The organism is Pseudomonas aylmerensis (assembly GCF_001702265.1).
GTDB lineage: Bacteria > Pseudomonadota > Gammaproteobacteria > Pseudomonadales > Pseudomonadaceae > Aquipseudomonas > Aquipseudomonas aylmerensis.
Map to the genome: position 1 here is coordinate 194,673 of NZ_MAUE01000005.1, position 25,238 is coordinate 219,910.

25 protein-coding genes are annotated in these 25,238 nt (G+C 60.9%); 18 read left to right on the plus strand and 7 right to left on the minus strand.

The genetic code is table 11. From position 1 onward, the window contains the following. Positions 1-173 precede the first annotated feature (173 nt). The 8 genes from rplM to BBG20_RS04715 all read left to right on the plus strand — a co-directional run bounded on the left by rplM (position 174) and on the right by BBG20_RS04715 (position 5,971). Positions 174-602, plus strand: coding sequence for a 50S ribosomal protein L13 (gene rplM / locus BBG20_RS04680; protein WP_003171742.1), 429 nt, complete (start codon positions 174-176; stop codon positions 600-602). Positions 603-616: 14 nt separating this feature from the next. Continuing rightward, positions 617-1,009 carry a 30S ribosomal protein S9 gene (gene rpsI, locus BBG20_RS04685; protein ID WP_002555064.1) on the plus strand — a complete coding sequence of 131 codons (393 nt, stop codon included), beginning with the start codon at positions 617-619 and terminating at the stop codon, positions 1,007-1,009. A 266-nt stretch (positions 1,010-1,275) separates the two neighbouring features. Continuing rightward, complete coding sequence (petA, locus tag BBG20_RS04690; protein ID WP_065900662.1) at positions 1,276-1,872, plus strand: ubiquinol-cytochrome c reductase iron-sulfur subunit; 597 nt, start codon at positions 1,276-1,278, stop codon at positions 1,870-1,872. Next, positions 1,872-3,083 carry a cytochrome b gene (locus tag BBG20_RS04695; RefSeq protein ID WP_065900667.1) on the plus strand — a complete coding sequence of 404 codons (1,212 nt, stop codon included), beginning with the start codon at positions 1,872-1,874 and terminating at the stop codon, positions 3,081-3,083. Before petA ends, BBG20_RS04695 begins: the two co-directional genes overlap by 1 nt. Beyond that, complete coding sequence (locus BBG20_RS04700; protein ID WP_065900669.1) at positions 3,083-3,862, plus strand: cytochrome c1; 780 nt, start codon at positions 3,083-3,085, stop codon at positions 3,860-3,862. The genes BBG20_RS04695 and BBG20_RS04700 overlap by 1 nt, the downstream gene beginning before the upstream one ends. 146 nt (positions 3,863-4,008) lie before the next feature. Continuing rightward, positions 4,009-4,626 carry a glutathione S-transferase N-terminal domain-containing protein gene (locus BBG20_RS04705; RefSeq protein ID WP_010213164.1) on the plus strand — a complete coding sequence of 206 codons (618 nt, stop codon included), beginning with the start codon at positions 4,009-4,011 and terminating at the stop codon, positions 4,624-4,626. A gap of 17 nt (positions 4,627-4,643) precedes the next feature. Further along, positions 4,644-5,063 (plus strand): ClpXP protease specificity-enhancing factor, encoded by a 420-nt coding sequence (locus BBG20_RS04710; RefSeq protein ID WP_065900671.1) that lies wholly within the window; start codon positions 4,644-4,646, stop codon positions 5,061-5,063. A 158-nt stretch (positions 5,064-5,221) separates the two neighbouring features. After that, complete coding sequence (locus tag BBG20_RS04715; RefSeq protein WP_025856285.1) at positions 5,222-5,971, plus strand: FadR/GntR family transcriptional regulator; 750 nt, start codon at positions 5,222-5,224, stop codon at positions 5,969-5,971. A gap of 128 nt (positions 5,972-6,099) precedes the next feature. Here BBG20_RS04715 and BBG20_RS04720 read toward each other — a convergent pair whose 3' ends face one another. Continuing rightward, positions 6,100-7,257 carry a phospholipase gene (locus BBG20_RS04720; protein WP_065900676.1) on the minus strand — a complete coding sequence of 386 codons (1,158 nt, stop codon included), beginning with the start codon at positions 7,255-7,257 and terminating at the stop codon, positions 6,100-6,102. Between the two features lie 245 nt (positions 7,258-7,502). Between BBG20_RS04720 and kdgD the strand changes: the two genes are divergently transcribed. The 5 genes from kdgD to BBG20_RS04745 all read left to right on the plus strand — a co-directional run bounded on the left by kdgD (position 7,503) and on the right by BBG20_RS04745 (position 14,155). Next, on the plus strand, positions 7,503-8,414 hold the full coding sequence (gene kdgD, locus BBG20_RS04725; protein WP_034102171.1) for a 5-dehydro-4-deoxyglucarate dehydratase: 912 nt from the start codon (positions 7,503-7,505) through the stop codon (positions 8,412-8,414). Positions 8,415-8,468: 54 nt separating this feature from the next. Continuing rightward, on the plus strand, positions 8,469-9,914 hold the full coding sequence (locus tag BBG20_RS04730) for an aldehyde dehydrogenase family protein (protein WP_065900678.1): 1,446 nt from the start codon (positions 8,469-8,471) through the stop codon (positions 9,912-9,914). Positions 9,915-10,096: 182 nt separating this feature from the next. Continuing rightward, a complete protein-coding gene (locus BBG20_RS04735) occupies positions 10,097-11,461 on the plus strand; it encodes an MFS transporter (protein ID WP_065900680.1) in 1,365 nt (454 codons plus the stop codon). An 11-nt stretch (positions 11,462-11,472) separates the two neighbouring features. After that, the gene (gene garD, locus BBG20_RS04740; RefSeq protein WP_065900682.1) at positions 11,473-13,026 is read left to right on the plus strand and encodes a galactarate dehydratase; all 1,554 of its coding nucleotides are present in this window, start codon (positions 11,473-11,475) and stop codon (positions 13,024-13,026) included. A gap of 187 nt (positions 13,027-13,213) precedes the next feature. Then, the gene (locus BBG20_RS04745) at positions 13,214-14,155 is read left to right on the plus strand and encodes an AEC family transporter (RefSeq protein ID WP_021491890.1); all 942 of its coding nucleotides are present in this window, start codon (positions 13,214-13,216) and stop codon (positions 14,153-14,155) included. A gap of 664 nt (positions 14,156-14,819) precedes the next feature. On the opposite strand, the gene BBG20_RS04750 is transcribed toward BBG20_RS04745, so the two are convergent. The 6 genes from BBG20_RS04750 to gatC all read right to left on the minus strand — a co-directional run bounded on the left by BBG20_RS04750 (position 14,820) and on the right by gatC (position 20,032). Beyond that, a complete protein-coding gene (locus tag BBG20_RS04750; RefSeq protein WP_065900684.1) occupies positions 14,820-15,203 on the minus strand; it encodes a carboxymuconolactone decarboxylase family protein in 384 nt (127 codons plus the stop codon). Next, positions 15,200-16,246, minus strand: coding sequence for a calcium/sodium antiporter (locus BBG20_RS04755; RefSeq protein WP_177343924.1), 1,047 nt, complete (start codon positions 16,244-16,246; stop codon positions 15,200-15,202). The genes BBG20_RS04750 and BBG20_RS04755 overlap by 4 nt, the downstream gene beginning before the upstream one ends. A 58-nt stretch (positions 16,247-16,304) precedes the next feature. Continuing rightward, positions 16,305-16,676, minus strand: coding sequence for a septal ring lytic transglycosylase RlpA family protein (locus tag BBG20_RS04760; RefSeq protein ID WP_065900687.1), 372 nt, complete (start codon positions 16,674-16,676; stop codon positions 16,305-16,307). 144 nt (positions 16,677-16,820) lie between these two features. Next, on the minus strand, positions 16,821-18,266 hold the full coding sequence (gene gatB, locus BBG20_RS04765) for an Asp-tRNA(Asn)/Glu-tRNA(Gln) amidotransferase subunit GatB (protein ID WP_065900688.1): 1,446 nt from the start codon (positions 18,264-18,266) through the stop codon (positions 16,821-16,823). Between the two features lie 10 nt (positions 18,267-18,276). Continuing rightward, positions 18,277-19,728, minus strand: coding sequence for an Asp-tRNA(Asn)/Glu-tRNA(Gln) amidotransferase subunit GatA (gene gatA / locus BBG20_RS04770; RefSeq protein ID WP_065900689.1), 1,452 nt, complete (start codon positions 19,726-19,728; stop codon positions 18,277-18,279). Positions 19,729-19,744: 16 nt separating this feature from the next. Further along, complete coding sequence (gatC, locus tag BBG20_RS04775; protein WP_065900690.1) at positions 19,745-20,032, minus strand: Asp-tRNA(Asn)/Glu-tRNA(Gln) amidotransferase subunit GatC; 288 nt, start codon at positions 20,030-20,032, stop codon at positions 19,745-19,747. A 210-nt stretch (positions 20,033-20,242) separates the two neighbouring features. Between gatC and mreB the strand changes: the two genes are divergently transcribed. From mreB to rng, 5 genes are all read left to right on the plus strand, one after another. After that, positions 20,243-21,280 carry a rod shape-determining protein MreB gene (gene mreB / locus BBG20_RS04780; protein WP_002555108.1) on the plus strand — a complete coding sequence of 346 codons (1,038 nt, stop codon included), beginning with the start codon at positions 20,243-20,245 and terminating at the stop codon, positions 21,278-21,280. 140 nt (positions 21,281-21,420) lie between these two features. Then, entirely contained in the window at positions 21,421-22,563 is a 1,143-nt protein-coding gene (gene mreC / locus BBG20_RS04785; RefSeq protein ID WP_083221334.1) for a rod shape-determining protein MreC, read from the plus strand. Beyond that, positions 22,564-23,052: a rod shape-determining protein MreD gene (gene mreD, locus BBG20_RS04790; protein WP_003171788.1), complete on the plus strand. Its 489-nt coding sequence runs from the start codon at positions 22,564-22,566 to the stop codon at positions 23,050-23,052. Between the two features lie 51 nt (positions 23,053-23,103). Beyond that, a complete protein-coding gene (locus BBG20_RS04795) occupies positions 23,104-23,700 on the plus strand; it encodes a Maf family protein (protein ID WP_065900696.1) in 597 nt (198 codons plus the stop codon). Positions 23,701-23,771: 71 nt separating this feature from the next. After that, a complete protein-coding gene (rng, locus tag BBG20_RS04800) occupies positions 23,772-25,229 on the plus strand; it encodes a ribonuclease G (RefSeq protein WP_010213134.1) in 1,458 nt (485 codons plus the stop codon). Positions 25,230-25,238: the final 9 nt, after the last annotated feature.

The following is a 25,238-nucleotide window of genomic DNA, read 5'->3' on the forward strand; positions in this document are numbered from 1 at the left end:
TTTCTGCAGTGGAAGTGATGCGCCGCCTGCCGAAGAATCTTGCCGTTGAACGGACGCGCCGACCCGAGCCCCCGATAGCGTCTGTATCCGGCTGCCTTTGACTTGTCAAAGTACGCACTATTCAGTAAGATCCGCCGTCTAATTTACAGGGCGGCCCCTGAGGCTATTAAAGAATGACAACTTTTACTGCAAAACCGGAAACAGTTCAGCGCGACTGGTTTGTCGTCGACGCCGCTGGTCAGACCCTGGGTCGTCTGGCCACTGAAGTCGCCAGCCGTCTGCGTGGCAAGCACAAGCCTGAGTACACCCCTCACGTTGACACCGGTGACTACATCGTGATCATCAACGCTGAGCAGGTTCGTGTTACCGGCAACAAAGCGCAAGACAAAATGTACTACCGTCACTCCGGTTTCCCAGGCGGTATCAAGTCTTCCAACTTTGAAGGCCTGATTTCCAAGAAGCCTGAAGCCCCGATCGAAATCGCGGTCAAAGGCATGCTGCCGAAGGGCCCACTGGGTCGCGATATGTTTCGCAAGCTGAAAGTCTATGCGGGCGCTGTACACCCTCATGCTGCTCAGCAGCCCCAAGAACTGAAGTTTTAACGGAATAGTTCATTATGTCGGCGACTCAAAATTACGGCACTGGCCGTCGCAAAACCGCAACCGCACGCGTTTTCCTGCGTCCGGGCACTGGTAACATCTCGATCAACAACCGCTCCCTGGACAACTTCTTCGGCCGCGAAACTGCCCGCATGGTAGTTCGTCAGCCGCTGGAACTGACCGAGACCGTTGAAAAGTTCGACATCTACGTCACCGTTATCGGTGGCGGTGTAAGTGGTCAAGCTGGCGCAATCCGCCACGGTATCACTCGCGCTCTGATGCAGTACGACGAAACCCTGCGTGGCGCTCTGCGCAAAGCTGGCTTCGTAACTCGCGATGCCCGTGAAGTTGAACGTAAGAAAGTCGGTCTGCGTAAAGCGCGTAAGCGTCCGCAGTACTCGAAGCGTTAATTCGCTTTACGTTCCACAAAAACGCCCAGCCTCCTCACGGAGCTGGGCGTTTTTTATTGCCTGCGATTTATGCACAAATTTGCGCGTGACAACTTGCCACATCCGTAGACCCCCTATACTACAAGGCCTGGAGGCGGAGGCCCGGGCAATTCCCTTGTCATACGTGGGGCTTTTCATTACCATTCGGCAAAATTTTTATAAGTAAAGATTCAACACTTAGTAGACGCCTGATTTAACAGGCCAAAAAGCTGATGGGAGAGGACTGAATGAGCAATGACGGCGTGAATGCAGGCCGGCGTCGCTTCTTGGTAGCAGCCACATCCGTGGTGGGTGCTGCAGGAGCGGTGGGGGCTGCGGTCCCGTTCGTGGGGTCATGGTTTCCCAGTGCCAAGGCGAAAGCCGCAGGTGCACCGGTGAAAGTGAATGTCAGCAAGATCGACCCAGGCCAGCAGATGATTGCTGAGTGGCGCGGTCAGCCGGTCTTCATTGTTCGTCGTACTGAGGAGATCCTGGGGAATCTGAAGAAAATCGAAGATCGCTTGTCTGATCCCGATTCGAAGAATTCCGACCAGCCCGCCTACGTCGATAAGGAAATGCGTTCGATCAAGCCTGAGATTCTGCTGCTGATCGGTATCTGCACCCACTTGGGTTGCTCCCCCACCTTCCGCCCGGAAGTGGCGCCTGCGGATCTGGGCAAGGACTGGGTCGGCGGCTATTTCTGCCCCTGCCACGGTTCTCACTATGACCTCGCTGGCCGCGTCTACAAGTCACAACCCGCACCACTGAACCTGCCAGTTCCGCCACATCACTACGAGACTGACAGCATCATTGTCATTGGCGTCGACGAGGGGGAGAAAGCCTGATGAGCAAGTTCATGGATTGGGTGGATGCGCGTTTTCCTGCCACCAAGATGTGGGAAGACCATCTCAGCAAATATTACGCTCCGAAAAACTTCAACTTCTTCTACTTCTTCGGCTCCCTGGCCCTGCTGGTGCTGGTCAACCAACTGGTCACCGGTGTCTGGCTGACGATGAGCTACACGCCGTCAGCCGAAGAAGCCTTCGCCTCCGTTGAAGGCATCATGCGCGATGTCGAGTACGGCTCGATCCTGCGCCTGCTGCACTCCACTGGCGCGTCGGCGTTCTTCATCGTGGTCTACCTGCACATGTTCCGTGGTTTGCTCTACGGTTCGTACCAGAAGCCTCGTGAGCTGGTGTGGGTCTTCGGCATGCTGATCTACCTGGCGCTGATGGCCGAGGCCTTCATGGGCTACCTGCTGCCATGGGGCCAGATGTCGTACTGGGGTGCCCAGGTGATCATCTCGCTGTTCGGTGCGATCCCGGTGATCGGCAACGACCTGACGCAGTGGATCCGGGGTGACTACCTGATCTCCGGCATCACCTTGAACCGCTTCTTCGCCTTGCACGTCGTGGCCCTGCCGATCGTGATTCTCGGCCTGGTCGTGCTGCATATCCTGGCGCTGCACGAAGTGGGTTCGAACAACCCGGACGGTGTGGACATCAAGAAGCATAAAGACGAAAACGGCGTACCGCTGGACGGCATTCCCTTCCACCCGTACTACACCGTGAAAGATATCGTCGGTGTGGTGGTGTTCCTCTTCATCTTCTGCTCCATCGTGTTCTTCTTCCCGGAAATGGGCGGGTATTTCCTCGAAAAACCCAACTTCGAACAGGCCAACGCGTTCAAGACGCCGGAGCACATTGCACCGGTCTGGTACTTCACGCCGTTCTACGCCATTTTGCGGGCGATCCCCGACAAGCTCATGGGTGTGGTTGCCATGGGGGCTTCGATCGCGCTGTTGTTCGTGCTGCCCTGGCTCGACCGTAGTCCGGTCAAGTCCATGCGCTACAAGGGCTGGCTGAGCAAGATCTGGCTGTGGGTGTTCTGCATCTGCTTCGTGCTGCTGGGCTGGACGGGCGTCAAGGCGCCGACACCGCAGCTGACGTTGCTGTCGCAGGTCTGCACCTTCCTGTACTTCGCCTACTTCATTCTGATGCCGTTCTACACCCGGCTCGAGAAGACCAAACCGGTTCCGGAAAGGGTGACTGGCTGATGAAAAAGTTATTCGTTGCATTGATGCTTGCGGCCCTGCCGCTACTGTCCTTCGCTGCCGAGCACGGCGGTCCGGAGCTGGAATCGGTCGATATCGACGTCTCGGATAAAGCCGCCATGCAAGACGGCGCCCGTACGTTTGCCAACTATTGCATGGGCTGCCACAGCGCCAAGTTCCAGCGCTATGAGCGTGTTGCCGATGACTTGGGGATTCCCCATGAAGTGATGCTGGAAAAACTGGTGTTCACCGGCGCCAAGATCGGCGACCACATGAACATCGGCATGCAGCCTGCAGACGCCAAGGCCTGGTTCGGTGCTGCACCGCCTGACCTGACCCTGGTGGCGCGGGTTCGTGGCACCGACTGGCTCTACGGCTACCTGAAATCGTTCTATGAAGACCCGACGCGCCCTTGGGGCGTGAACAACCGGGTATTCCCGAACGTCGGTATGCCTAACGTTCTGGTCAGCCTGCAAGGCAAGCAAGTGGTAGGATGCAAGCAGGTCCAGGTCGTTGAAGACGGCAAGAAGCAATACGATCCGTTGACCGGCACGCCGCTGACGCATGAGGCGTGCGATCAACTGAAGATAGACACCCCCGGTGCACTGACTGACGAGCAGTTCGACGAGAAGGTCAAGAATCTCGTGACCTTCCTGGCCTACTCGGCCAACCCGGTCAAACTGCAGCACCAGCGCATTGGTACCTATGTATTGTTGTACCTGGCCTTCTTCTTCGTATTCGCCTATCTGCTCAAACGCGAATACTGGAAGGATGTGCATTGATCCAACCGTAAGCAATTGCTGTTAATCTTGCGCGCCCAGCGGCATCTCTGAACACGTAGTGATCGGGTAATTCCCACTACAGAGATGCTCCCTGGGCGCGCTCGTTTTTGAGCTTTCGATAATTTCAACAAGCGAGGAGGACCGCCATGGGCGTGACCAACCGGTTGGCCTGTTACTCCGACCCCGCCGACCACTATTCCCACCGAGTACGTATCGTGCTCGCAGAGAAGGGTGTCAGCGCCGAGATCATCAGTGTGGAGGCGGGCCGTCAGCCGCCGAAACTGATCGAAGTGAACCCTTACGGCAGCTTGCCCACCCTGGTCGATCGTGACCTGGCGTTGTGGGAGTCGACTGTGGTGATGGAATATCTGGATGAGCGTTACCCTCATCCGCCTTTGCTGCCGGTGTACCCGGTAGCGCGTGCCAACAGCCGCCTGCTGATCCATCGGATCCAGCGTGACTGGTGCGGGCTGGTGGATGTGATCCTGGATACACGTAGCAAAGAAGCCGCTCGGGTGCAGGCACGCAAGGAATTGCGTGAGAGCCTGACCGGTGTTTCGCCGCTGTTCGCCGACAAACCTTTTTTCCTCAGCGAGGAACAAAGCCTGGTGGATTGCTGCCTATTACCCATACTCTGGCGCTTGCCGATCCTGGGCATTGAACTGCCACGGCCGGCCAAGCCGTTGCTTGATTACATGGAGCGCCAGTTTGCGCGTGAGGCTTTCCAGGCGAGTCTGTCTGGTGTCGAACGCGATATGCGCTAAGGCTTAAGGAGCCGCTGATGAACTCCAGTCGACCCTACCTGGTCCGCGCGCTCTATGAGTGGATTGTGGACAATGATTGCACCCCGCACATGCTGGTCAATTCCGAATTTCCTGCGGTTCAGGTACCGCAGGGTTTTGCCAGTGATGGACAGATTGTGCTGAACGTATCACCGAGTGCCGTGCGCCACCTGCACATGGACAATGAAGCGGTCAGTTTCGAAGGGCGTTTCGGCGGTGTGCCGCACACGTTGTTCGTGCCGATTGGCGCCATCCTCGGGATCTATGCCCGGGAAAATGGCCAAGGCATGGTGTTCGATCTGGAGTCGCCTTTCGAGGATGACGAAGCGATCGAAAGCGAAGACGGTGATGATGTGCCGCCACCGGATGCCGAGCCACCGCGTCCAAGCGGTCGGCCGAGCCTGAAAGTGGTGAAGTAAGCGGCTTTCATCTTCGGATGAGCCGGGAAAATGCCTCGACCTGTGTCGGGGCATTTTTTTGCGCGCAGGATATGGATGAAAGTCGTGACAGGACGGTGATCGTACAACCGCCATGGGCTATGATGCGTGCTCAAGTTCACCGAGAAAGATGATCCATCATGGAAAACGCCAACACCGCCCCTCGTCTTCCCCGCAAGCGTCGCAGCCTTGCCCAGGAATTGGTCACGGTGTTGTCCGAGCAGATCCGTGACGGCCAGCTCAAGCGCGGTGACAAACTGCCCACCGAGTCGGCCATCATGGACGCCCATGGTGTCAGCCGTACCGTGGTGCGCGAGGCCATCTCGCGCTTGCAGGCGGCGGGGCAGGTGGAAACCCGGCATGGCATCGGCACCTTCGTGCTCGATACGCCAAGCCCGAGCGGCTTTCGCATCGACCCGGCCACGGTGGTGACCCTGCGTGATGTGCTGGCGATTCTCGAGTTGCGTATCAGCCTGGAAGTCGAATCCGCTGGCCTGGCCGCATTGCGCCGCAGCGACGAGCAACTGGCAGCCATGCGTGCCGCCCTCGACGCCCTGAATGAAAGCGCCGCGCACGCTGGCGATGCGGTCGCCTCAGACTTCGCCTTCCACCTGGAAATCGCGTTGTCCACCGGCAACCGCTATTTCACCGATATCATGACCCACCTGGGCACCAGCATCATTCCGCGTACCCGCCTGAATTCGGCGCGCCTGGCCCACGATGACCAGCAGCACTACATGAGTCGCCTGAGCCGCGAGCACGAAGAGATTTATGAGGCGATTGCGCGCCAGGATTCGGACGCGGCGCGGGCGGCCATGCGCTTGCACCTGACCAATAGCCGTGAGCGGCTGCGCCATGCCCACGAAGAGGCAGAAGCGCAGCGCGGCTGAAGGGTTCTTTAGGCGCCGGCTTGCCGGCGCCAGCGGAGTATCAGCCAGTGAGGTTTGACTGACACTCCGCCATCGCAGGCAAGCCAGCTCGCACAGTTGATCTCCATTGTCTGGAGTAATGCGTGTCCTTAGCTTGCGGGCTGGTTGGGCTTGTAGTCCTTGAGCAGCAGGTACGTACTCCATCCCCACCAATCATTGGTCCAGTGCCTGTCGTTCAGGTCATTCACATCCTTGCGCCGCAGCACCTTGTCTCCCTCCACCCTGAACAGCGGCGAGAAGTTGTTCGCCGGATTCTGCGCGGCATTCAGGTCCGGCACATACAGCGGCGCCTTGAACGTGGCCGGGGAGGGCGCCACGCCGCTGATAAAGGTCGCGAAGATTTCATCAGCCGAGGCCTGTACCGCGCGTTTGACCTGCAGCCGATTGTCCGCGTCGATGGCGTCGAAGTAGCGCTTGTCCCCATAGGCGTGCCATTGGTCGCCCATGGCGTTGCGTACCTTGAGGCCGAACTTGCTGTCTTCATCGTGCATGAAGCGGCTGATCAGCGAACCCAACTCCCCTGGCGTGACCACGGCGGCCAGCTGTTTGCGCGGCACACGCAGGTGCCCGGCGGAAAACAGGTCGGTCAGGAAGTGATCGGCAAAACTGTTCATCGCATACGCCAGTTCCAGCGCCTGGTCGGTACCGGTCTGATGCGCCACCGCGGCTTGCTGCAGCGCGGCCGTATGGCCTGCCAGGTACGCCGAGAGTGCCCATTCGCCGAAGTGGTCGGCATTGTCCGCCGCCAGTTTCAAGTAGCGCCCCAGGGGAATCAGCGCCGACACCGCACTGCCGCCGCCGGTGATGCGGTTCCATTCCTCGGACAACGTATCACCCAGCGCGTCATAGGCTTCATGGGCTTGCTTGCCGTCCTTGATTGCCTGGTTGACCGCGTTGATTTCCTTTTGCATGACCGCGAGGATCTTGTGCGCTTCCTCGCGTGAAGCGGGCAACACGGCCAGGGAGTTGAACGCGGCGGTAAAGCGCTGGATGCGCTCGGCGGGGGAGGCGCCGTCGCTGATGGGTTGGCCGGGAATGCCATAAAAGTCGCCGCCCAGGGCGATCACTTGGCCGTAGGTGAGGGCCAGCCCGTTGGGCAGGTGCAACTCGACCTGGCGCGCAGGAATCGCCGGGGCGTCCTTGGCAAAGCGCAACAGGGTGTCGTCGCCGATGGCGGTGTGTTCACCCCCTTCGAAGCGCAGGGTAGGCGGGTTCTTTTCGGGTGCTGCGAGTTCTGGACCTGACATGTTAGCTCCTTGCTATGTCGTAGGAATCTTCCGTAATAACTGTATGTTTATACAGTTATCTCGAGCATAGAGGAATAAATTCCTACGTCAAGAACGCCTCTGCATGAGGTGTCGCCCACCCGCACGTGCACCATGGCGATGAATTGCAGTTGACGAAATTATTTATAGTTGTACGATGACGTACGACATCATCAAAACCAACAACAACCTTTCCATCGAAAGTCTTCGCCCAGGGTGTTCGAATAATGAATCCACAAGAACTGAAGTCCATCCTCTCCCACGGTCTGCTGTCTTTCCCGGTGACCGATTTCAACGCCCAGGGTGACTTCCACCAGGCGGGCTACATCAAGCGTCTGGAATGGCTGGCCCCGTACGGCGCCACTGCCTTGTTCGCCGCCGGTGGTACCGGTGAGTTTTTCTCCCTCGCCGCCAGCGAATATTCCCAGGTGGTCAAGACCGCCGTTGATACCTGCGCCACCAGCGTGCCGATCCTCGCGGGTGTGGGCGGTTCGACTCGCCAGGCCATCGAGTACGCCCAGGAAGCCGAGCGCCTTGGCGCCAAAGGCTTGCTGCTGCTGCCGCACTACCTGACCGAAGCCAGCCAGGACGGGGTTGCCGCCCACGTCGAAGCAGTGTGCAAGTCGGTCAAAATCGGCGTGGTGGTCTACAACCGCAACGTCTGCCGCCTGACTGCGCCTTTGCTGGAACGCCTGGCCGAGCGCTGCCCGAACCTGATCGGCTACAAAGACGGCCTGGGCGACATTGAGTTGATGGTGTCGATCCGCCGTCGTCTCGGTGACCGTTTCAGCTACCTGGGCGGCCTGCCGACTGCAGAGGTTTACGCCGCTGCCTACAAGGCCCTGGGCGTGCCGGTGTACTCCTCGGCGGTGTTCAACTTCATTCCGAAGACCGCGATGGATTTCTACCACGCCATTGCCAAGGACGATCACGCCACTGTCGCCAAGATCATCGACGACTTCTTCCTGCCGTACCTGGACATCCGCAACCGCAAGGCGGGCTATGCGGTGAGCATCGTCAAGGCCGGTGCGAAAATCGCTGGCTACGACGCCGGCCCGGTGCGCACGCCGCTGACCGACTTGCTGCCGGAAGAATACGAAGCCCTGGCCGCGCTGATCGACAAGCAAGGCGCGCAATAACTTATCTACAAGGCCGCTGAGTAATCAGCGGCCTTTTGCGTCAGGAGAAGATTTGTGTCCCAAGCTCAGCGTTATGAAAACTACATCAATGGCCAGTGGGTGGCCGGTGCCGACTACTGCGTTAACCTCAACCCGTCGGAGTTGTCTGATGTCATTGGCGAATACGCCAAGGCTGACGTAGCCCAAGTCAATGCTGCCATCGACGCCGCCCGCGCCGCGTTCCCGGCCTGGTCCACTTCCGGGATCCAGGCGCGTCACGACGCGCTGGATAAAGTCGGCAGCGAAATCCTCGCCCGCCGTGAAGAACTCGGCACCTTGCTGGCCCGGGAAGAGGGCAAGACCCTGCCCGAAGCCATTGGCGAAGTGACTCGCGCCGGTAACATCTTCAAATTCTTCGCCGGTGAATGCCTGCGCTTGTCCGGTGACTACGTGCCGTCGGTACGCCCGGGCGTCAACGTCGAAGTTACCCGTGAAGCCCTGGGTGTGGTCGGCCTGATCACCCCGTGGAACTTCCCGATTGCGATCCCCGCCTGGAAGATCGCCCCGGCCCTGGCCTACGGCAACTGTGTGGTGATCAAGCCGGCTGAGCTGGTACCGGGCTGCGCCTGGGCCCTGGCCGAAATCATCTCTCGCGCAGGCTTTCCCGCCGGTGTGTTCAACCTGGTGATGGGCAGCGGCCGCGTGGTCGGCGACGTGCTGGTCAACAGCCCGAAAGTCGATGGCATCAGCTTCACCGGTTCAGTCGGCGTAGGTCGCCAGATCGCCGTCAGCTGTGTGTCGCGCCAGGCCAAAGTGCAGTTGGAAATGGGTGGCAAGAACCCGCAGATCATCCTCGACGATGCCGACCTCAAGCAGGCGGTCGAGTTGTCGGTGCAGAGTGCGTTCTACTCCACCGGCCAGCGTTGCACGGCCTCGAGCCGCTTGATCGTGACCGCCGGGATTCACGACCAGTTCGTCGCGGCCATGGCCGAGCGCATGAAGTCGATCAAGGTCGGCCACGCCCTCAAAAGCGGCACCGATATCGGCCCGGTCGTGTCCCAGGCCCAGTTGGACCAGGACCTCAAGTACATCGACATCGGCCAGAGCGAAGGCGCGCGGCTGGTCAGCGGTGGCGGCCTGGTCACCTGTGACACCGAAGGCTACTTCCTGGCGCCGACGCTGTTTGCCGACAGCGAAGCCGCCATGCGCATCAGCCGTGAAGAAATCTTCGGCCCAGTGGCCAACGTGGTGCGCGTGGCGGACTACGAGGCGGCGCTGGCCATGGCCAACGACACCGAGTTCGGCTTGTCGGCGGGCATTGCCACGACGTCGTTGAAGTACGCCAATCACTTCAAGCGCCACTCCCAGGCCGGGATGGTGATGGTCAACCTGCCGACCGCCGGCGTGGATTACCACGTGCCGTTCGGTGGCCGCAAAGGGTCCTCCTATGGTTCGCGCGAGCAGGGTCGCTATGCGCAAGAGTTCTACACCGTGGTGAAAACCAGCTACATCGGTTCGTAATACGCGACACCCGTGGCGCCTGCTTTGTGTGGGAGCTGATTTGCCTGCGATAGCATCACCGGTGTGTGCCTGACACACCGAGGTGCCTGTATCGCGGGCAAGCCCGGCTCCCACATGAAAGCGGTCCCACCGACAAATAGACCATTACCCGCAAAAAAAATAATTAGTGGGAGTACTTCTACATGCAAGCGACCAAGCCGACCCACGTCCGCTATTTGATCCTGCTCATGCTGTTCCTGGTGACCACGATCAACTACGCCGACCGGGCCACCATCGCTATCGCCGGCTCCAGCCTGCAAAAAGACCTCGGCATCGACGCGGTCACCCTCGGTTATATCTTCTCCGCATTCGGTTGGGCCTACGTGGCCGGGCAAATCCCCGGCGGCTGGCTGCTGGATCGGTTCGGCTCGAAAAAAGTCTATGCCCTGAGCATCTTCACCTGGTCACTGTTCACCGTGCTGCAAGGCTATGTCGGTGAGTTCGGCGTCTCCACCGCAGTGGTTGCGCTGTTCATGCTGCGCTTCCTGGTGGGCCTGGCCGAAGCGCCGTCCTTTCCCGGCAACGCGCGAATCGTCGCGGCCTGGTTCCCCACCGCCGAGCGCGGCACGGCTTCGGCGATCTTCAACTCGGCGCAATACTTCGCCACGGTGCTGTTCGCGCCGTTGATGGGCTGGATCGTCTACAGCTTCGGCTGGCAGCACGTGTTTATCGTGATGGGCGGGATCGGCATCGTGTTCTCGCTGATCTGGCTCAAAGTTATCCACAGCCCGCGCCAGCACCCGATGATCAACGAGGCCGAGTTCAATCACATCGCCGCCAATGGCGCGATGGTCGATATGGACCAGGACAAGGTCAAGGGTAAGAAAACTGACGGTCCGAAGTGGGATTACATCCGCCAACTGCTGACCAACCGCATGATGCTCGGCGTGTACCTGGGCCAGTACTGCATCAACGGCATCACCTATTTTTTCCTGACCTGGTTCCCGGTGTACCTGGTGCAGGACCGCGGCATGACCATTCTCAAGGCCGGTTTCATTGCTTCGCTGCCGGCGATCTGCGGCTTTATCGGCGGGGTACTGGGCGGGGTGATTTCCGACTACCTGTTGCGCAAGGGCCACTCGCTGACCTTCGCGCGCAAGGCGCCGATCATTGGCGGGTTGCTGGTGTCTTCCAGTATCGTGGCGTGCAACTACGTGGACATCGAATGGATGGTGGTGGGCTTCATGGCCCTGGCGTTCTTCGGCAAAGGCGTTGGCGCACTGGGTTGGGCGGTGGTGTCCGACACGTCGCCGAAACAAATCGCCGGGCTCAGTGGCGGCTTGTTCAACATGTTTGGCAACCTGGCGTCGATCAGCACGCCGATCGTGATCGGCTACATCATCAGCACCACCGGCTCGTTCAAGTGGGCACTGGTGTTTGTGGGCGCCAACGCGCTGCTGGCGGTGTTCAGCTACCTGGTGATCGTGGGTCCGATCAAACGTGTGGTACTCAAAGAGCCGCCAAGCAAAGGGCCTGAGTTGACTAACCTTACCGAAGCGCACTCCTGAGGGGCGATGTAATGCAGTTGATTGAACATGCCGACTCGCCGCGCTCGATTCGTTTGCACGAGCGCGACAATGTGGTGATCGTGGTCAATGACCAGGGCGTACCGGCCGGGACCGAGTTCCCGGACGGCCTGGTGACCGTCGATTTCATCCCCCAGAGCCACAAGGTGACCCTGGAAGATATTCCCGAGGGCGGTCAGATTATTCGCTACGGCCAGACCATCGGGTACGCCCTGGCGCCGATTCCGCGCGGCAGTTGGGTCCAGGAAGATCAACTGCGCATGCCGACCGCGCCGCCGCTGGACAGCCTGCCGCTGTCCACCGATGTGCCCGAAACCCAGGCTCCCCTCGAAGGCTTTACCTTCGAGGGCTACCGCAATGCCGACGGCACCGTGGGCACGCGCAATATCCTCGGCATCACCACCACGGTGCAATGCGTGACCGGTGTGCTGGACCATGCGGTCAAGCGCATCAAGGACGAATTGCTGCCCAAGTACCCGCACGTGGATGACGTGGTCGCGCTGACCCACAGCTATGGCTGTGGCGTCGCCATCACCGCGACGGATGCCTACATCCCGATCCGCACGGTGCGCAATCTGGCGCGCAACCCGAACCTGGGCGGCGAAGCCCTGGTGATCAGCCTGGGCTGCGAGAAATTGCAGGCCGGGCAGGTGATGCACGACAACGACAGCTCCGTCGACCTGAGCGAGCCGTGGCTGTATCGATTGCAGGATTCCAGCCACGGCTTTACCGAGATGATCGAGCAGATCATGGCGTTGGCCGAAACCCGTTTGAAAAAGCTCGACCAGCGCCGCCGCGAAACCGTGCCGGCATCCGAGTTGATCCTGGGCATGCAGTGCGGCGGCAGTGATGCGTTTTCCGGCATCACCGCCAACCCCGCGCTGGGGTATGCGTCGGACCTGTTGTTGCGGGCCGGGGCGACGGTGATGTTTTCCGAAGTCACCGAAGTGCGCGACGCGATCTACCTGCTGACCTCCCGCGCGCAGAACAGGCAAGTCGCTGAGGAATTGGTCCGGGAAATGGACTGGTACGACCGCTACCTGGCCAAGGGCGAGGCAGATCGCAGCGCCAATACCACGCCGGGTAACAAGAAGGGCGGGTTGTCGAATATTGTCGAGAAGTCCCTGGGGTCTATCGTCAAGTCCGGCAGCAGCGCGATCAACGGCGTGCTGGGCCCGGGCGAACGCTTCAAGAGCAAGGGCCTGATCTTCTGCGCGACACCGGCCAGCGACTTTGTCTGTGGCACCTTGCAACTGGCGGCGGGGATGAACCTGCACGTGTTCACCACCGGACGCGGCACGCCGTATGGGCTGGCGATGGCGCCGGTGGTGAAGGTTTCCACGCGTACAGAGCTGGCACAGCGCTGGCCGGACCTCATCGATATCGACGCCGGGCGCATCGCCACCGGGCGCGCGACCATCGAGGAGCTGGGCTGGGAGTTGTTCCATTTCTACCTGGACGTGGCCAGCGGCAAGAAGCAGACGTGGGCCGAGCAGCATAAGCTGCATAACGACATCACCTTGTTCAACCCCGCGCCGATTACCTGAGACTGGCGCGGACCTTGTAGGCGCTGGCTCGCCTGCGATAGCGGTGTATCAGTAACCGATGTAACGCCTGACACACCGCCATCGCAGGCAAGCCGGCTCTCACATTGAGCGAGTGTCAACCAGACGAACCGGTTCGTACTGGCTTATCATTAGCCACCTGACGACGCTCACCAAGGTTCTCCCCGGCATGCTGGCAATTTTCCTCACCACCCTCACCATCACCGCGCCGGTGTTTGCCATGCTGTTTCTGGGGGTGTTGCTCAAGCGCGTCAACTGGATCAACGACAACTTTATCCACACGGCCTCGTCCCTGGTGTTCAACGTCACCATGCCGGCGCTGCTGTTTCTTGGCATCCTGCATGCCGACCTGCACTCGGCGCTCAAGCCGGGCCTGCTGATCTATTTCGCTGTCGCCACGCTGTTGAGCTTTGCCCTCGCCTGGGGCTGGGCGATTTTTCGCTGCCCGCGTGAAGACCGTGGCATCTACACCCAGGGCGCGTTTCGCGGCAATAACGGCGTGATCGGCCTGGCGCTGGCCGCCAGTATGTACGGCGACTACGGTATCTCCCTCGGTGCGATTCTCGCGGCGCTGGTGATCCTGTTCTACAACACCCTGTCGACCATCGTGCTGGCGGTGTACAGCCCGGTGATCAAGTCCGACCCGTGGAGCATCTGCAAGAGTGTGGTGGCCAACCCGCTGATCATCAGCGTGATCGCCGCCACGCCGTTCGCGGTGTTCCAGATTGGCCTGCCGGGTTGGCTGGAGTCGTCGGGCCAGTACCTGGCGGACATGACCCTGCCCCTGGCGCTGATCTGCATCGGTGGCACGCTGTCGCTGGCGGCTTTGCGCAAAAGCGGCAGCATGGCGCTGAGTGCGAGTCTGGTGAAGATGATCGGCTTGCCCGTGGTGGCGACGCTGGGGGCATGGCTGCTGGGCTTTCGCGGGCCGGAGTTGGGGATCTTGTTCCTGTACTTCGGCGCGCCCACCGCAGCGGCCAGCTTTGTCATGGCCCGGGCGGCCGAGGGCAATCATGAGCTGGCGGCGGCGATTATCGTGATCACCACGCTGATGGCGGCGGTGACCACCAATATCGGGATTTTCGTGTTGCAGGCGGGGGGTTGGATCTGAAGGTTGCAGGGCTCTTGAGGGCCAATCGCAGGCAAGCCAGCTCCCACAGGAATTGAGGTATGGCTCAGGCACTCGGGCATATGGAGATCAAATGTGGGAGCTGGCTTGCCTGCGAAAGCGGCGTATCAGGCACCTGATGCATCAGCTGACAGGCGGCCTTCGCGGGCAAACCCGCTCCCACAGGAATTGAGGTTTGACTCAGGCCCCCGGGCATATGGAGATCAAATGTGGGAGCTGGCTTGCCTGCGAAAGCGGTGGGTCAGGCAACGAATGCATCAGCTGACACACTGCCTTCGCGAGCAAGCCCGCTCCCACAGGAATTGAGGTATGGCTCAGGCACCTGGGCATATGGAGATCAAATGTGGGAGCTGGCTTGCCTGCGAAGGCGGTGGGTCAGGCACCTGATGCATCAACTGACAAGCCGCCTTCGCGAGCAAGCCCGCTCCCACAGGAATTGAGGTATGGCTCAGGCCCCCGGGCATATGAAGATCAAATGTGGGGGCGGGCTTGCCTGCGAAGGCGGTGGGTCAGGCAACGATGCATCAACTGACACGCCGCTTTCGCGAGCAAGCCCGCTCCCACAGGAATTGAGGTATGGCTCAGGCGCTCGGGTATATGGAGATCAAATGTGGGAGCTGGCTTGCCTGCGAAAGCTAGCTCGCCGTCACGGCTGATCGGCCTGATACGCCTCAATCACTTCCTGCGCCGCGCGGAACGCATCAATCGCCGCCGGGACGCCGGCGTAGACCGCGCAGTGCAGCAGTGCTTCGCGAATCTCCTCCACGGTACAGCCATTATTCAGCGCGCCACGCACGTGGCCCTTGAGTTCCTGCGGGCACTTGAGCGCGGTCAGGGCGGCGAGGGTGATCAGGCTGCGGGTCTTCAGCGGCAGGCCTTCGCGGTTCCATACGCTGCCCCAGGCATGCTCGTTGACGAAATCCTGCAGCGGTTGGGTGAACTCGGTGGCGTTGCCCAGGGCACGGTCGACGAACACATCGCCCATCACCTGGCGACGCATCTCAACCCCGGGCTTTTTCTGATCGGTCATTGCGAATCCCTCTTGTGTTGGCGGCGCCAGGCTCGCAGCGTGCTGAACAACAGGAAAGCCACCAGCACTGGCAGGACGTAATACAACATCAGTTGTTCAAGCTTGTTGGCCAGGGGCATGCCGGTGGTGAACGACATCACGTGCAGCCCGTACGCCAGGTACAGGCCCAGCAGCACCAGGCCTTCGGCGCGGGTCACGCGATAACCGGTGTAGAACACCGGCAGGCACAGCACCACCACACCGAGCATCACCGGCAGGTCGAAATCCAATGCATTGGGCGACACCGACAGCGGCGAGGGCGCGAGGAGGGCGGTGATCCCCAGCACGCCCAGCAGGTTGAACAGGTTGCTGCCGATCACGTTGCCCACGGCAATTTCCCGTTGCCCCCGCAGGGCGGCGATCAGTGAGGTGGCGAGGCAGGGCAGCGAGGTACCGACGCCGATCAGCGTGAGGCCGATGATGCGTTCCGAGAGGCCCAGGTCCGCTGCCACATCCACCGCCGCGCCCAGCAGCAAGTGCCCGGCCAGGACCAGCACCAGCAGGCCTGCGAGCATCAGCAGAACGCTGCTGAGCCACGGCGCGCGGGCCACGGTGTCGAGGGTGCGCGGGCGGCGGGAATGGCGCGTCTGGTAGTGCAGCACGCCCAGGTAGGCGACCAGCGCCAACAGCAACCACAAGCCGTCGACGGGTGTCAGTTCTTCATTGGCCGCCAGGGTGAATACCAGCAGCCCGGCGAGGATCATCACCGGGATATCCACGCGCACCAGTTGGCGTGAGACGCGCAGGGGAATGATCAGCGCCGACAGGCCCAGGGTCACGAGGATGTTGAAGATACTGCTGCCGATCACGCTGCCCACGGCGATATCGGTGTTGCCGGCCAGGGTGGCCTGCAGGCTGACGGTCATCTGTGGCGCACTGCTGCCAAAGGCGACGATGCTCAAGCCGATGATCAGCGGCCGCACTTTCAGGCTCGCGGCCAGGCGCACGGCTGCGCGCACCAGGACCTCGGCGCCGACGATCAGCAGCAGCAGGCCGCTGACCAGTTCGAGCAGGCTCCAGGGCGAGAGGGCGGTCAATCCGAAAATGGCCACGGCGGCGCCTTCAGTTGCTCAAGGCTTGCACGCGCACGCGCGCAGTGCCACTGCCGAGCATGCCCAGTTGTTCGGCAGCCTTGCGTGAAAGGTCGATCAAGCGCCCACGCGTGTGCGGGCCGCGATCGTTGATGCGGACCACGACGGATTTGTCGTTGTCCAGATTAGTCACCTTGACCTGGGTGCCGAAGGGCAGTTGCCGATGGGCCGCGGTCAGGGCGTTCTGGTTGAAGGGTTCACCGCTGGCGGTCTTGTTGCCATGGTGTTTGGCGCCGTAATAGGAGGCGGTGCCGGTTTCGTCGTAGCCGTTGGGGTTGATGATGCCGCTGGCGCAACCGGCCAGTAGGGAGAACAGGGCCAGCAGGCCGAGTAGACGCTTCATGCAAGGAGTCCCATTACAAATGTTGGAGTTGGCTTGCGTGGGAGCTGGCTTGCCTGCGATGGCTTCACCTCGGTGTAACTGATGCTCCGAGGCGCCTGCATCGCGGGCGAGCCCGGCTCCCACAGAAGCCGGGTCCTGCACGTGTCAGCCTTCGAGCTTGCTCTTCAGCAATTCGTTCACCTGTTGCGGGTTGGCCTTGCCCTTGGAGGCTTTCATGGCCTGGCCGACAAAGAAACCGAACATCTTGCCGCGCTTGGCTTCGTCTGCCGCACGGTACTGCTCGACCTGCTCGGCGTTGGCCGCCAGCATTTCATCCAGCACGGCTGAGATCGCGCCGCTGTCGGTGACTTGCTTGAGGCCACGTTTCTCGATGATTTCGTCGGCGCTACCTTCACCGCTGGCCATTGCTTCGAACACGGTCTTGGCGATTTTGCCGGAGATGGTGTTGTCCTTGATGCGCAGCAGCATGCCGCCCAATTGCTCGGCGGAAACCGGCGCTTCGTCGATTTCCAGGCCTTGCTTGTTCAGCAGGCTGCCCAGCTCAACCATCACCCAGTTGGCCGCCAACTTGGCGTCACCGGCGATGCTCACGACTTTCTCGAAGTAGTTGGCTTGTTCACGGCTGGAAGCCAGGACGCTGGCATCGTAGACCGACAGGCCGAACTGCTCCTGGAAGCGCTCGCGTTTCTGCTGCGGCAATTCCGGCAGCGTGGCGCGGATGTCGCTGAGGAACGAGTCCTCAAGGACGACCGGCAACAGGTCCGGATCGGGGAAGTAACGGTAGTCGTTGGCTTCCTCCTTGCTGCGCATGGCGCGGGTTTCGTCTTTGTTCGGGTCGTACAGCCGGGTCTGCTGGATGACCTTGCCGCCGTCTTCGATCAGCTCGATCTGGCGACGCACTTCGCTGTTGATCGCCTTCTCGATGAAACGGAACGAGTTGACGTTCTTGATCTCGCAACGGGTGCCGAACTCGACCTGGCCCTTGGGCCGGATCGACACGTTGCAGTCACAACGCAGCGAACCTTCGGCCATGTTGCCGTCGCAGATGCCCAGGTAGCGCACCAGCGCGTGGATGGTCTTGACGTAGGCCACGGCTTCCTTGGCGCTGCGCATGTCCGGCTCGGACACGATCTCCAGCAACGGTGTGCCGGCGCGGTTCAGGTCGATACCGGTGGCGCCCGGGAATTCTTCGTGCAGGCTCTTGCCGGCGTCTTCTTCCAGGTGCGCGCGGGTTACGCCGACACGCTTGATGGTGCCGTCTTCCAGCGGGATGTCCAGGTGGCCCTTGCCGACGATCGGCAATTCCATCTGGCTGATCTGGTAGCCCTTGGGCAGGTCCGGGTAGAAGTAGTTCTTGCGCGCGAACACGTTGTGCTGGCCGATCTCGGCGTCGATCGCCAGGCCGAACATCACCGCCATGCGCACCGCTTCCTGGTTCAGCACCGGCAGGACACCGGGCATGCCCAGGTCGACCAGGCTGGCCTGGGTATTGGGCTCGGAGCCGAACGTGGTGGCGCTACCGGAGAAAATCTTCGATTGGGTGGCGAGCTGGGTATGAATCTCCAGCCCGATCACAACTTCCCATTGCATAGTGTTCTCCTCAGAAGCCGGTAGGGGTGCGGGTGTGCCAGTCGGTGTGCAACTGGTACTGGTGCGCCACATTGAGCAGGCGGCCTTCCTGGAAATACGGGGCGAGCAGTTGCACGCCGACCGGCAGGCCATCGACGAAACCGGCGGGCATGGACAAGCCCGGCAGGCCCGCGAGGTTGGCGGTGATGGTGTACAGGTCTTCCAGGTATTCGGCGATCGGGTCGCCGGTCTTGGCGCCGATCTTCCAGGCCGGGTTGGGCGTGGTTGGGCCGAGGATGACGTCGACTTCTTCAAAGGCCGCCATGAAGTCGTTCTTGATCAGGCGACGGATTTTTTGCGCCTTGAGGTAGTAGGCGTCGTAGTAACCGGCCGACAGCGCGTAGGCACCGACCATGATCCGGCGTTGTACTTCGACACCGAAGCCTTCGCCGCGCGAGCGTTTGTACAGGTCGGTAAGGTCTTTCGGGTTTTCGCAGCGATAGCCAAAACGCACGCCGTCGAAGCGCGACAGGTTGGAGGAGGCTTCAGCGGGCGCGATCACGTAGTACGCAGGAATCGCGTGCTGGTTGTTCGGCAGGCTGATTTCCTTGATCACGGCGCCGAGCTTTTCCAGCTCCTTGACGCTGTTGTGCACCAACTCGGCGATACGCGGGTCGAGGCCGGCGCTGAAGTATTCCTTCGGCACGCCGATGCGCAGGCCCTTGAGCGAGGTATTGAGGCTGGCGCTGTAGTCCGGCACCGGCTCATCGATGCTGGTGGAGTCCTGTTTATCGAAGCCTGCCATGCCTTGTAACAAAATCGCGCAGTCTTCGGCGGTGCGAGCCAGGGGGCCGCCCTGATCGAGGCTGGATGCGTAGGCGATCATGCCCCAGCGGGAAACACGACCGTAGGTCGGTTTCAGGCCGGTGAGGTTGGTGAAGGCCGCCGGCTGGCGGATCGAGCCGCCGGTATCGGTGGCGGTGGCAGCCGGCAGGAAGCGAGCCGCCACGGCCGCAGCCGAACCACCGGACGAACCGCCGGGCACGTGCTCCAGGTTCCACGGGTTTTTCACCGCGCCGTAGTAGCTCGACTCGTTGGCCGAGCCCATGGCGAATTCGTCCATGTTGGTCTTGCCCAGGGTCACGGCCCCGGCGGCAGCCAGCTTGGACACCACGGTGGCGTCGTAGGGCGCCTTGAAGTTGTCGAGCATCTTCGAGCCGCAGCTGGTGCGAATGCCCTGGGTGCAGAACAAGTCCTTGTGGGCGATCGGCGCGCCCAGCAGGGCACCGTTCTCACCGTTGGCGCGACGTGCGTCGGCGGCCTTGGCCTGGCTCAGGGCCAGTTCCTCGGTTAGGCTGATGAAGCTGTTGACCTTTGGATCGTGCTCGGCGATGCGCGCCAGCAGGGTCTTGGTCAGCTCTTCGGAAGAAAACTTTTTATCGGCGAGACCGCGGGCGATCTCGGCCAGAGTCATGTGATGCATTGCAGGCTCTTTCCCTTTAGTCGATGACTTTCGGAACCAGGTACAGGCCGTTTTCGACCGCTGGCGCGATGGACTGGTAGGCCTCGCGATTATTACTCTCGGTCACGACGTCTGCGCGCAGGCGCTGGCTGGCTTCCAGCGGGTGAGCCAGGGGCTCGATGCCGTCGGTGTCCACGGCCTGCATTTGGTCAACCAGCCCGAGAATGCTGTTCAGGGCTGCGGTGGTCTGTGGAAGATCGGCTTCATTCAGGCCAAGCGAGGCCAGATGAGCGATTTTTTCCACGTCGGAGCGTTCAAGCGCCATGGGAATCTCCAGTGGAAAACAGAACGGAGGCTGTCCGTGTGTTAGATTGTCGGAACACTACCGCATTTCTACGGTCTTACGGCCGCGATTGTGGGGGTTGGTGCACAGAAAGTCGGCCAATTTAGCACATTGGCGCCTTGCCCAAAATCCCTGTCGTTGTTAGAGTTTGCCGCACTTTTTTACCCACGCGTTGCCTAGGGTCCCTTTCCCATGTTCAAGAAACTGCGTGGCATGTTTTCCAGCGATCTTTCCATTGACCTGGGCACTGCCAACACCCTTATTTACGTGCGCGAGCGCGGTATCGTCCTGAATGAGCCATCGGTTGTGGCCATTCGGACCCATGGTAATCAGAAAAGTGTCGTTGCCGTTGGCACCGAGGCCAAGCGCATGCTCGGCCGTACACCAGGCAATATTGCTGCCATTCGTCCGATGAAAGACGGCGTGATCGCCGACTTCAGTGTCTGCGAGAAGATGCTGCAGTATTTCATCAACAAGGTTCACGAAAACAGTTTCCTGCAGCCCAGCCCTCGTGTGCTGATCTGCGTTCCATGCAAGTCCACCCAGGTGGAGCGCCGTGCCATCCGTGAATCGGCGCTCGGTGCCGGTGCCCGCGAAGTGTTCCTGATCGAAGAGCCAATGGCTGCTGCGATCGGTGCCGGCCTGCCGGTTGAAGAAGCCCGCGGTTCGATGGTGGTGGATATCGGTGGCGGTACCACTGAAATCGCCCTGATCTCCCTGAACGGTGTGGTGTATGCCGAATCCGTACGGGTTGGCGGCGACCGCTTCGACGAAGCGATCATCACCTACGTGCGTCGCAACTACGGCAGCCTGATCGGCGAATCCACCGCCGAGCGCATCAAGCAGGAAATCGGTACCGCTTACCCAGGCGGCGAAGTTCGCGAAGTCGATGTTCGCGGTCGCAACCTGGCCGAAGGCGTTCCACGTGCCTTCACCCTGAACTCCAATGAAGTGCTGGAAGCTCTGCAAGAGTCCCTGGCCACCATCGTTCAGGCTGTGAAGAGCGCCCTGGAGCAATCGCCGCCGGAACTGGCTTCCGACATCGCCGAGCGTGGCCTGGTGCTGACCGGTGGTGGCGCCTTGCTGCGCGACCTCGACAAGCTGCTGGCCCAGGAAACCGGCCTGCCGGTGATCGTTGCCGAAGACCCGCTGACCTGCGTCGCCCGTGGCGGTGGCCGTGCACTGGAAATGATGGATAAACACACCATGGACCTGCTCTCCAGCGAATAAGAGTTTGCTGGTTTGCCCATGTTTCGCCCGCAGGCAGCACTTTGCAGTGCTGCCTGTTGGCGTTTATCTTCTTCAATCTGCATCCAGGCCGGTTAGATGCCGTATGAATAAAGAGAACATTTGCCTGGGAGGAGCGGCTTATTAAACCGCTTTTCGCCAAAGGCCCCTCATTGGGCGTGCGCCTGCTGGTGCTGGTCGTGCTTTCGGTCGCGCTGATGGTGGTCGATGCCCGCTTTGCACTGCTCAAGCCTGTGCGTAGCCAGATGTCGCTGGTGTTGATGCAGACATACTGGATCACCGACCTGCCGCAACGTCTGTACCAGGGCGTGGCCAGCCAATTCGGCAGCCGCACCGAGCTGGTCGCCGAGAACGAAAAACTCAAGACCGAAAACCTGCTGTTGCAGGGGCGCATGCAAAAGCTCGCGGCCCTCACCGAGCAGAACGTTCGGCTGCGCGAGTTGCTCAACTCTTCCGCACTGGTCAACGAAAAGGTCGAAGTGGCCGAGTTGATCGGCATGGACCCCAACCCCTTTACCCACCGCATCATCATCAACAAGGGTGAGCGCGATGGCGTGGTGCTCGGTCAGCCGGTGCTCGATGCGCGTGGTCTGATGGGGCAGGTGGTCGAGTTGATGCCCTACACCTCGCGGGTGCTGTTGCTGACGGACACGACCCACAGCATCCCCGTGCAGGTCAACCGTAACGGCCTGCGCGCGATTGCCAGTGGTACCGGCAACCCGGAACGCCTGGAATTGCGCCACGTCGCCGATACGGCCGACATCAAGGAAGGCGACCTGCTGGTCAGTTCCGGCCTGGGCCAGCGTTTCCCGGCGGGTTACCCGGTGGCGACGGTCAAGGAAGTGATCCACGATTCCGGCCAGCCCTTCGCCATTGTGCGCGCGGTGCCGACTGCCGCCTTGAACCGCAGCCGCTACCTGCTGCTGGTGTTCAGTGACAACCGTACCCCGGAAGAACGCGCCAACGAAGCTGCCCAGGCCCAGGAAGCGGAAGACAAGAAGAATGGCACCACGCCCATCATTCCTGCGACCGTGCCCAAGCCAGCCGCTGCTGCACCGGTTACGCCCGTGGTGGCCCCGGCTGCAGCGCCTGTGGCGACCGCCGTGAAGCCCGCGACGCACACCGCGCATCCGGTTAAACCGGCGGCGACCAAACCCCCTGCGTCAACGCCAGCTGCTGCACCGGCGGCCAAGCCGCCCGTGACGGCACCGGCCGCCCGCCCAGCGACCACCGCTCCGGCGACCACACGGCAGAGGGAGGAATAAATGGCCGGTACTCATTCGCGCAATGGCTGGATCGTCTGGCTGACGTTCGCCATCGGCTTGTTGCTCAGTGTTTCGCCACTGCCGCAATTCATGGAAATCCTGCGTCCGCTCTGGCTGGCGTTGTTGCTGGCTTTCTGGTCGCTGAACCTGCCGCACAAAGTCGGCATGGTCACGGCCATGTTTCTGGGCTTGGCGGAAGATGTGCTGTATGGCACCTTGCTGGGCCAGAACGCATTGATCCTGACGCTGATCACTTTCCTGGTGCTGTCGTTGCAGCAACGCCTGCGCATGTTTCCCATGTGGCAGCAATGCTTGGTGATCCTGGTGATCTTCGGCCTGGCGCAACTGGTGCAACTCTGGCTGAGCGCCCTGACCGGCAATCGCCAGCCAACCCTGGCACTGGTGCTGCCGGCCCTGGTCAGCGCCTTGTTGTGGCCGTGGATCAGTTTCGGCCTGCGTGGGTTACGTCGTCGCTATAAAATCAATTGAATGGATTGCGAGGCTCTGCCTGGTTATCGAACTCTACAGGGAGAGTCTGCAATGAATTCGCTTTACCTGGCCTCGGGCTCCCCGCGGCGGCGTGAACTGCTGACCCAGATCGGTGTGCCTTTCACCGTGGTCAGCGCCGCCATTGATGAAACCCCTCTTACCAACGAAACCGCCGTTGCCTACGTCGAGCGTCTTGCTCGCGGCAAGGCAGCGGCGGGTTTTGCTGCGCTTGAACACACCGCCGACGCTTGTGTGCTGAGCGCCGACACCGCCGTGATTGTGGACGGCAAGATCCTCGGCAAGCCGGTAGACCAGGCCGACGCGCTGGCGATGCTGATGGCCCTGGCGGGGCGTGAGCATGAAGTGCTGACCGCCATTGCCCTGACTGACGGCCAGCGCTGCGAAACCCACTGTGTAAGCAGTCGCGTACGGTTTCGCGGGATTTCTGTCGAAGAGGCTACAACCTACTGGCACAGTGGCGAACCCCAGGACAAAGCGGGCGGCTATGCTATCCAGGGCCTGGGTTCGGTGTTCGTTGCCGGTCTCAATGGTAGTTATTCCGCCGTGGTGGGCCTGCCGGTGTGCGAAACCGCGCAACTGCTCGCCCAATTCGGCATACCCTGTTGGCAACACCTTACCGCGCGCTGAACGCCTTTAATTGCGCGCCCAGCCTTAAGCGATCGGTCACTATTGTGAAAATGCCTGAACGAGACCCAGCCATGAGTGAAGAGATTCTGATCAATATCACGCCGATGGAATCGCGCGTGGCGGTGGTAGAGAACGGTGTTCTGCAAGAAGTGCACGTCGAGCGCACCCAGAAGCGCGGGATCGTCGGCAATATCTACAAAGGCAAGGTGGTGCGAGTACTGCCGGGGATGCAGGCCGCATTCGTCGACATCGGCCTGGACCGTGCTGCGTTTATCCACGCTTCGGAAATTTCCCTGCGCGAGGGGCCGGCAGTCGAAAGCATCAGCGCCCTGGTGCACGAAGGGCAGAGCCTGGTGGTGCAAGTCACCAAGGACCCCATCGGTTCCAAGGGCGCACGGCTGACAACCCAGCTGTCGATCCCGTCGCGCTACCTGGTGTACATGCCGCGTACCGCGCATGTCGGCATTTCCCTGAAGATCGAAGACGAAGCCGAGCGCGAGCGCCTGAAAAAGGTGGTCAGCGACTGTGTGGCGGCCGAAGGTATCAAGGAAGCCGGCGGTTTTATCCTGCGCACGGCTGCCGAAGGCGCCGGTGCCGATGAAATCCTCATGGATATCCGCTACCTGCGGCGCCTGTGGGACCAGATCGGCGCGCAGATCAAGACCATCGGTGCGCCGAGCGTTATCTACGAAGACCTCGGTCTGGCCCTGCGGACCTTGCGCGACCTGGTCAGCCCGAAGATCGAGAAAATTCGCATCGACTCGCGGGAAACCTTCCAGCGAACCACGCAATTTGTTGCCGAATTGATGCCGGAAATTGCCGACCGCCTGGAGCATTACCCGGGCGAGCGGCCGATCTTCGACCTGTATGGCGTCGAAGACGAAATCCAGAAAGCCCTGGAACGCAAGGTCCCGCTCAAGTCGGGCGGCTACCTGGTGGTGGACCCGGCGGAAGCCATGACCACCATCGACGTCAACACCGGGGCGTTTGTCGGTCACCGCAACCTCGAAGAAACCATCTTCAAGACCAACCTCGAAGCGGCCACCGCGATTGCCCGTCAACTGCGCCTGCGCAACCTGGGCGGCATCATCATCATCGACTTCATCGACATGGAAGACGAAGAGCACCAGCGCCAGGTGTTGCGCACCCTGGAGAAACAGCTGGAACGCGATCACGCCAAAACCAACATCATCGGCATTACCGAACTGGGCCTGGTGCAGATGACCCGCAAACGCACGCGCGAAAGCCTGGAGCAAGTGCTGTGCGAGCCGTGCAGCAGCTGCCAGGGGCGCGGCAAGTTGAAGACCCCGGAAACGGTTTGCTACGAGATTTTCCGCGAAATCCTACGGGAGGCGCGTGCCTACCAGGCCGAAGGCTATAGAGTGCTCGCCAACCAGAAAGTGGTCGACCGGTTGCTCGACGAGGAGTCCGGCAACGTGGCAGAACTGGAAGGTTTTATCGGGCGCACGATCCGCTTCCAGGTTGAAACCATGTATTCCCAGGAACAATACGACGTGGTGCTGCTCTGATCCCCAATC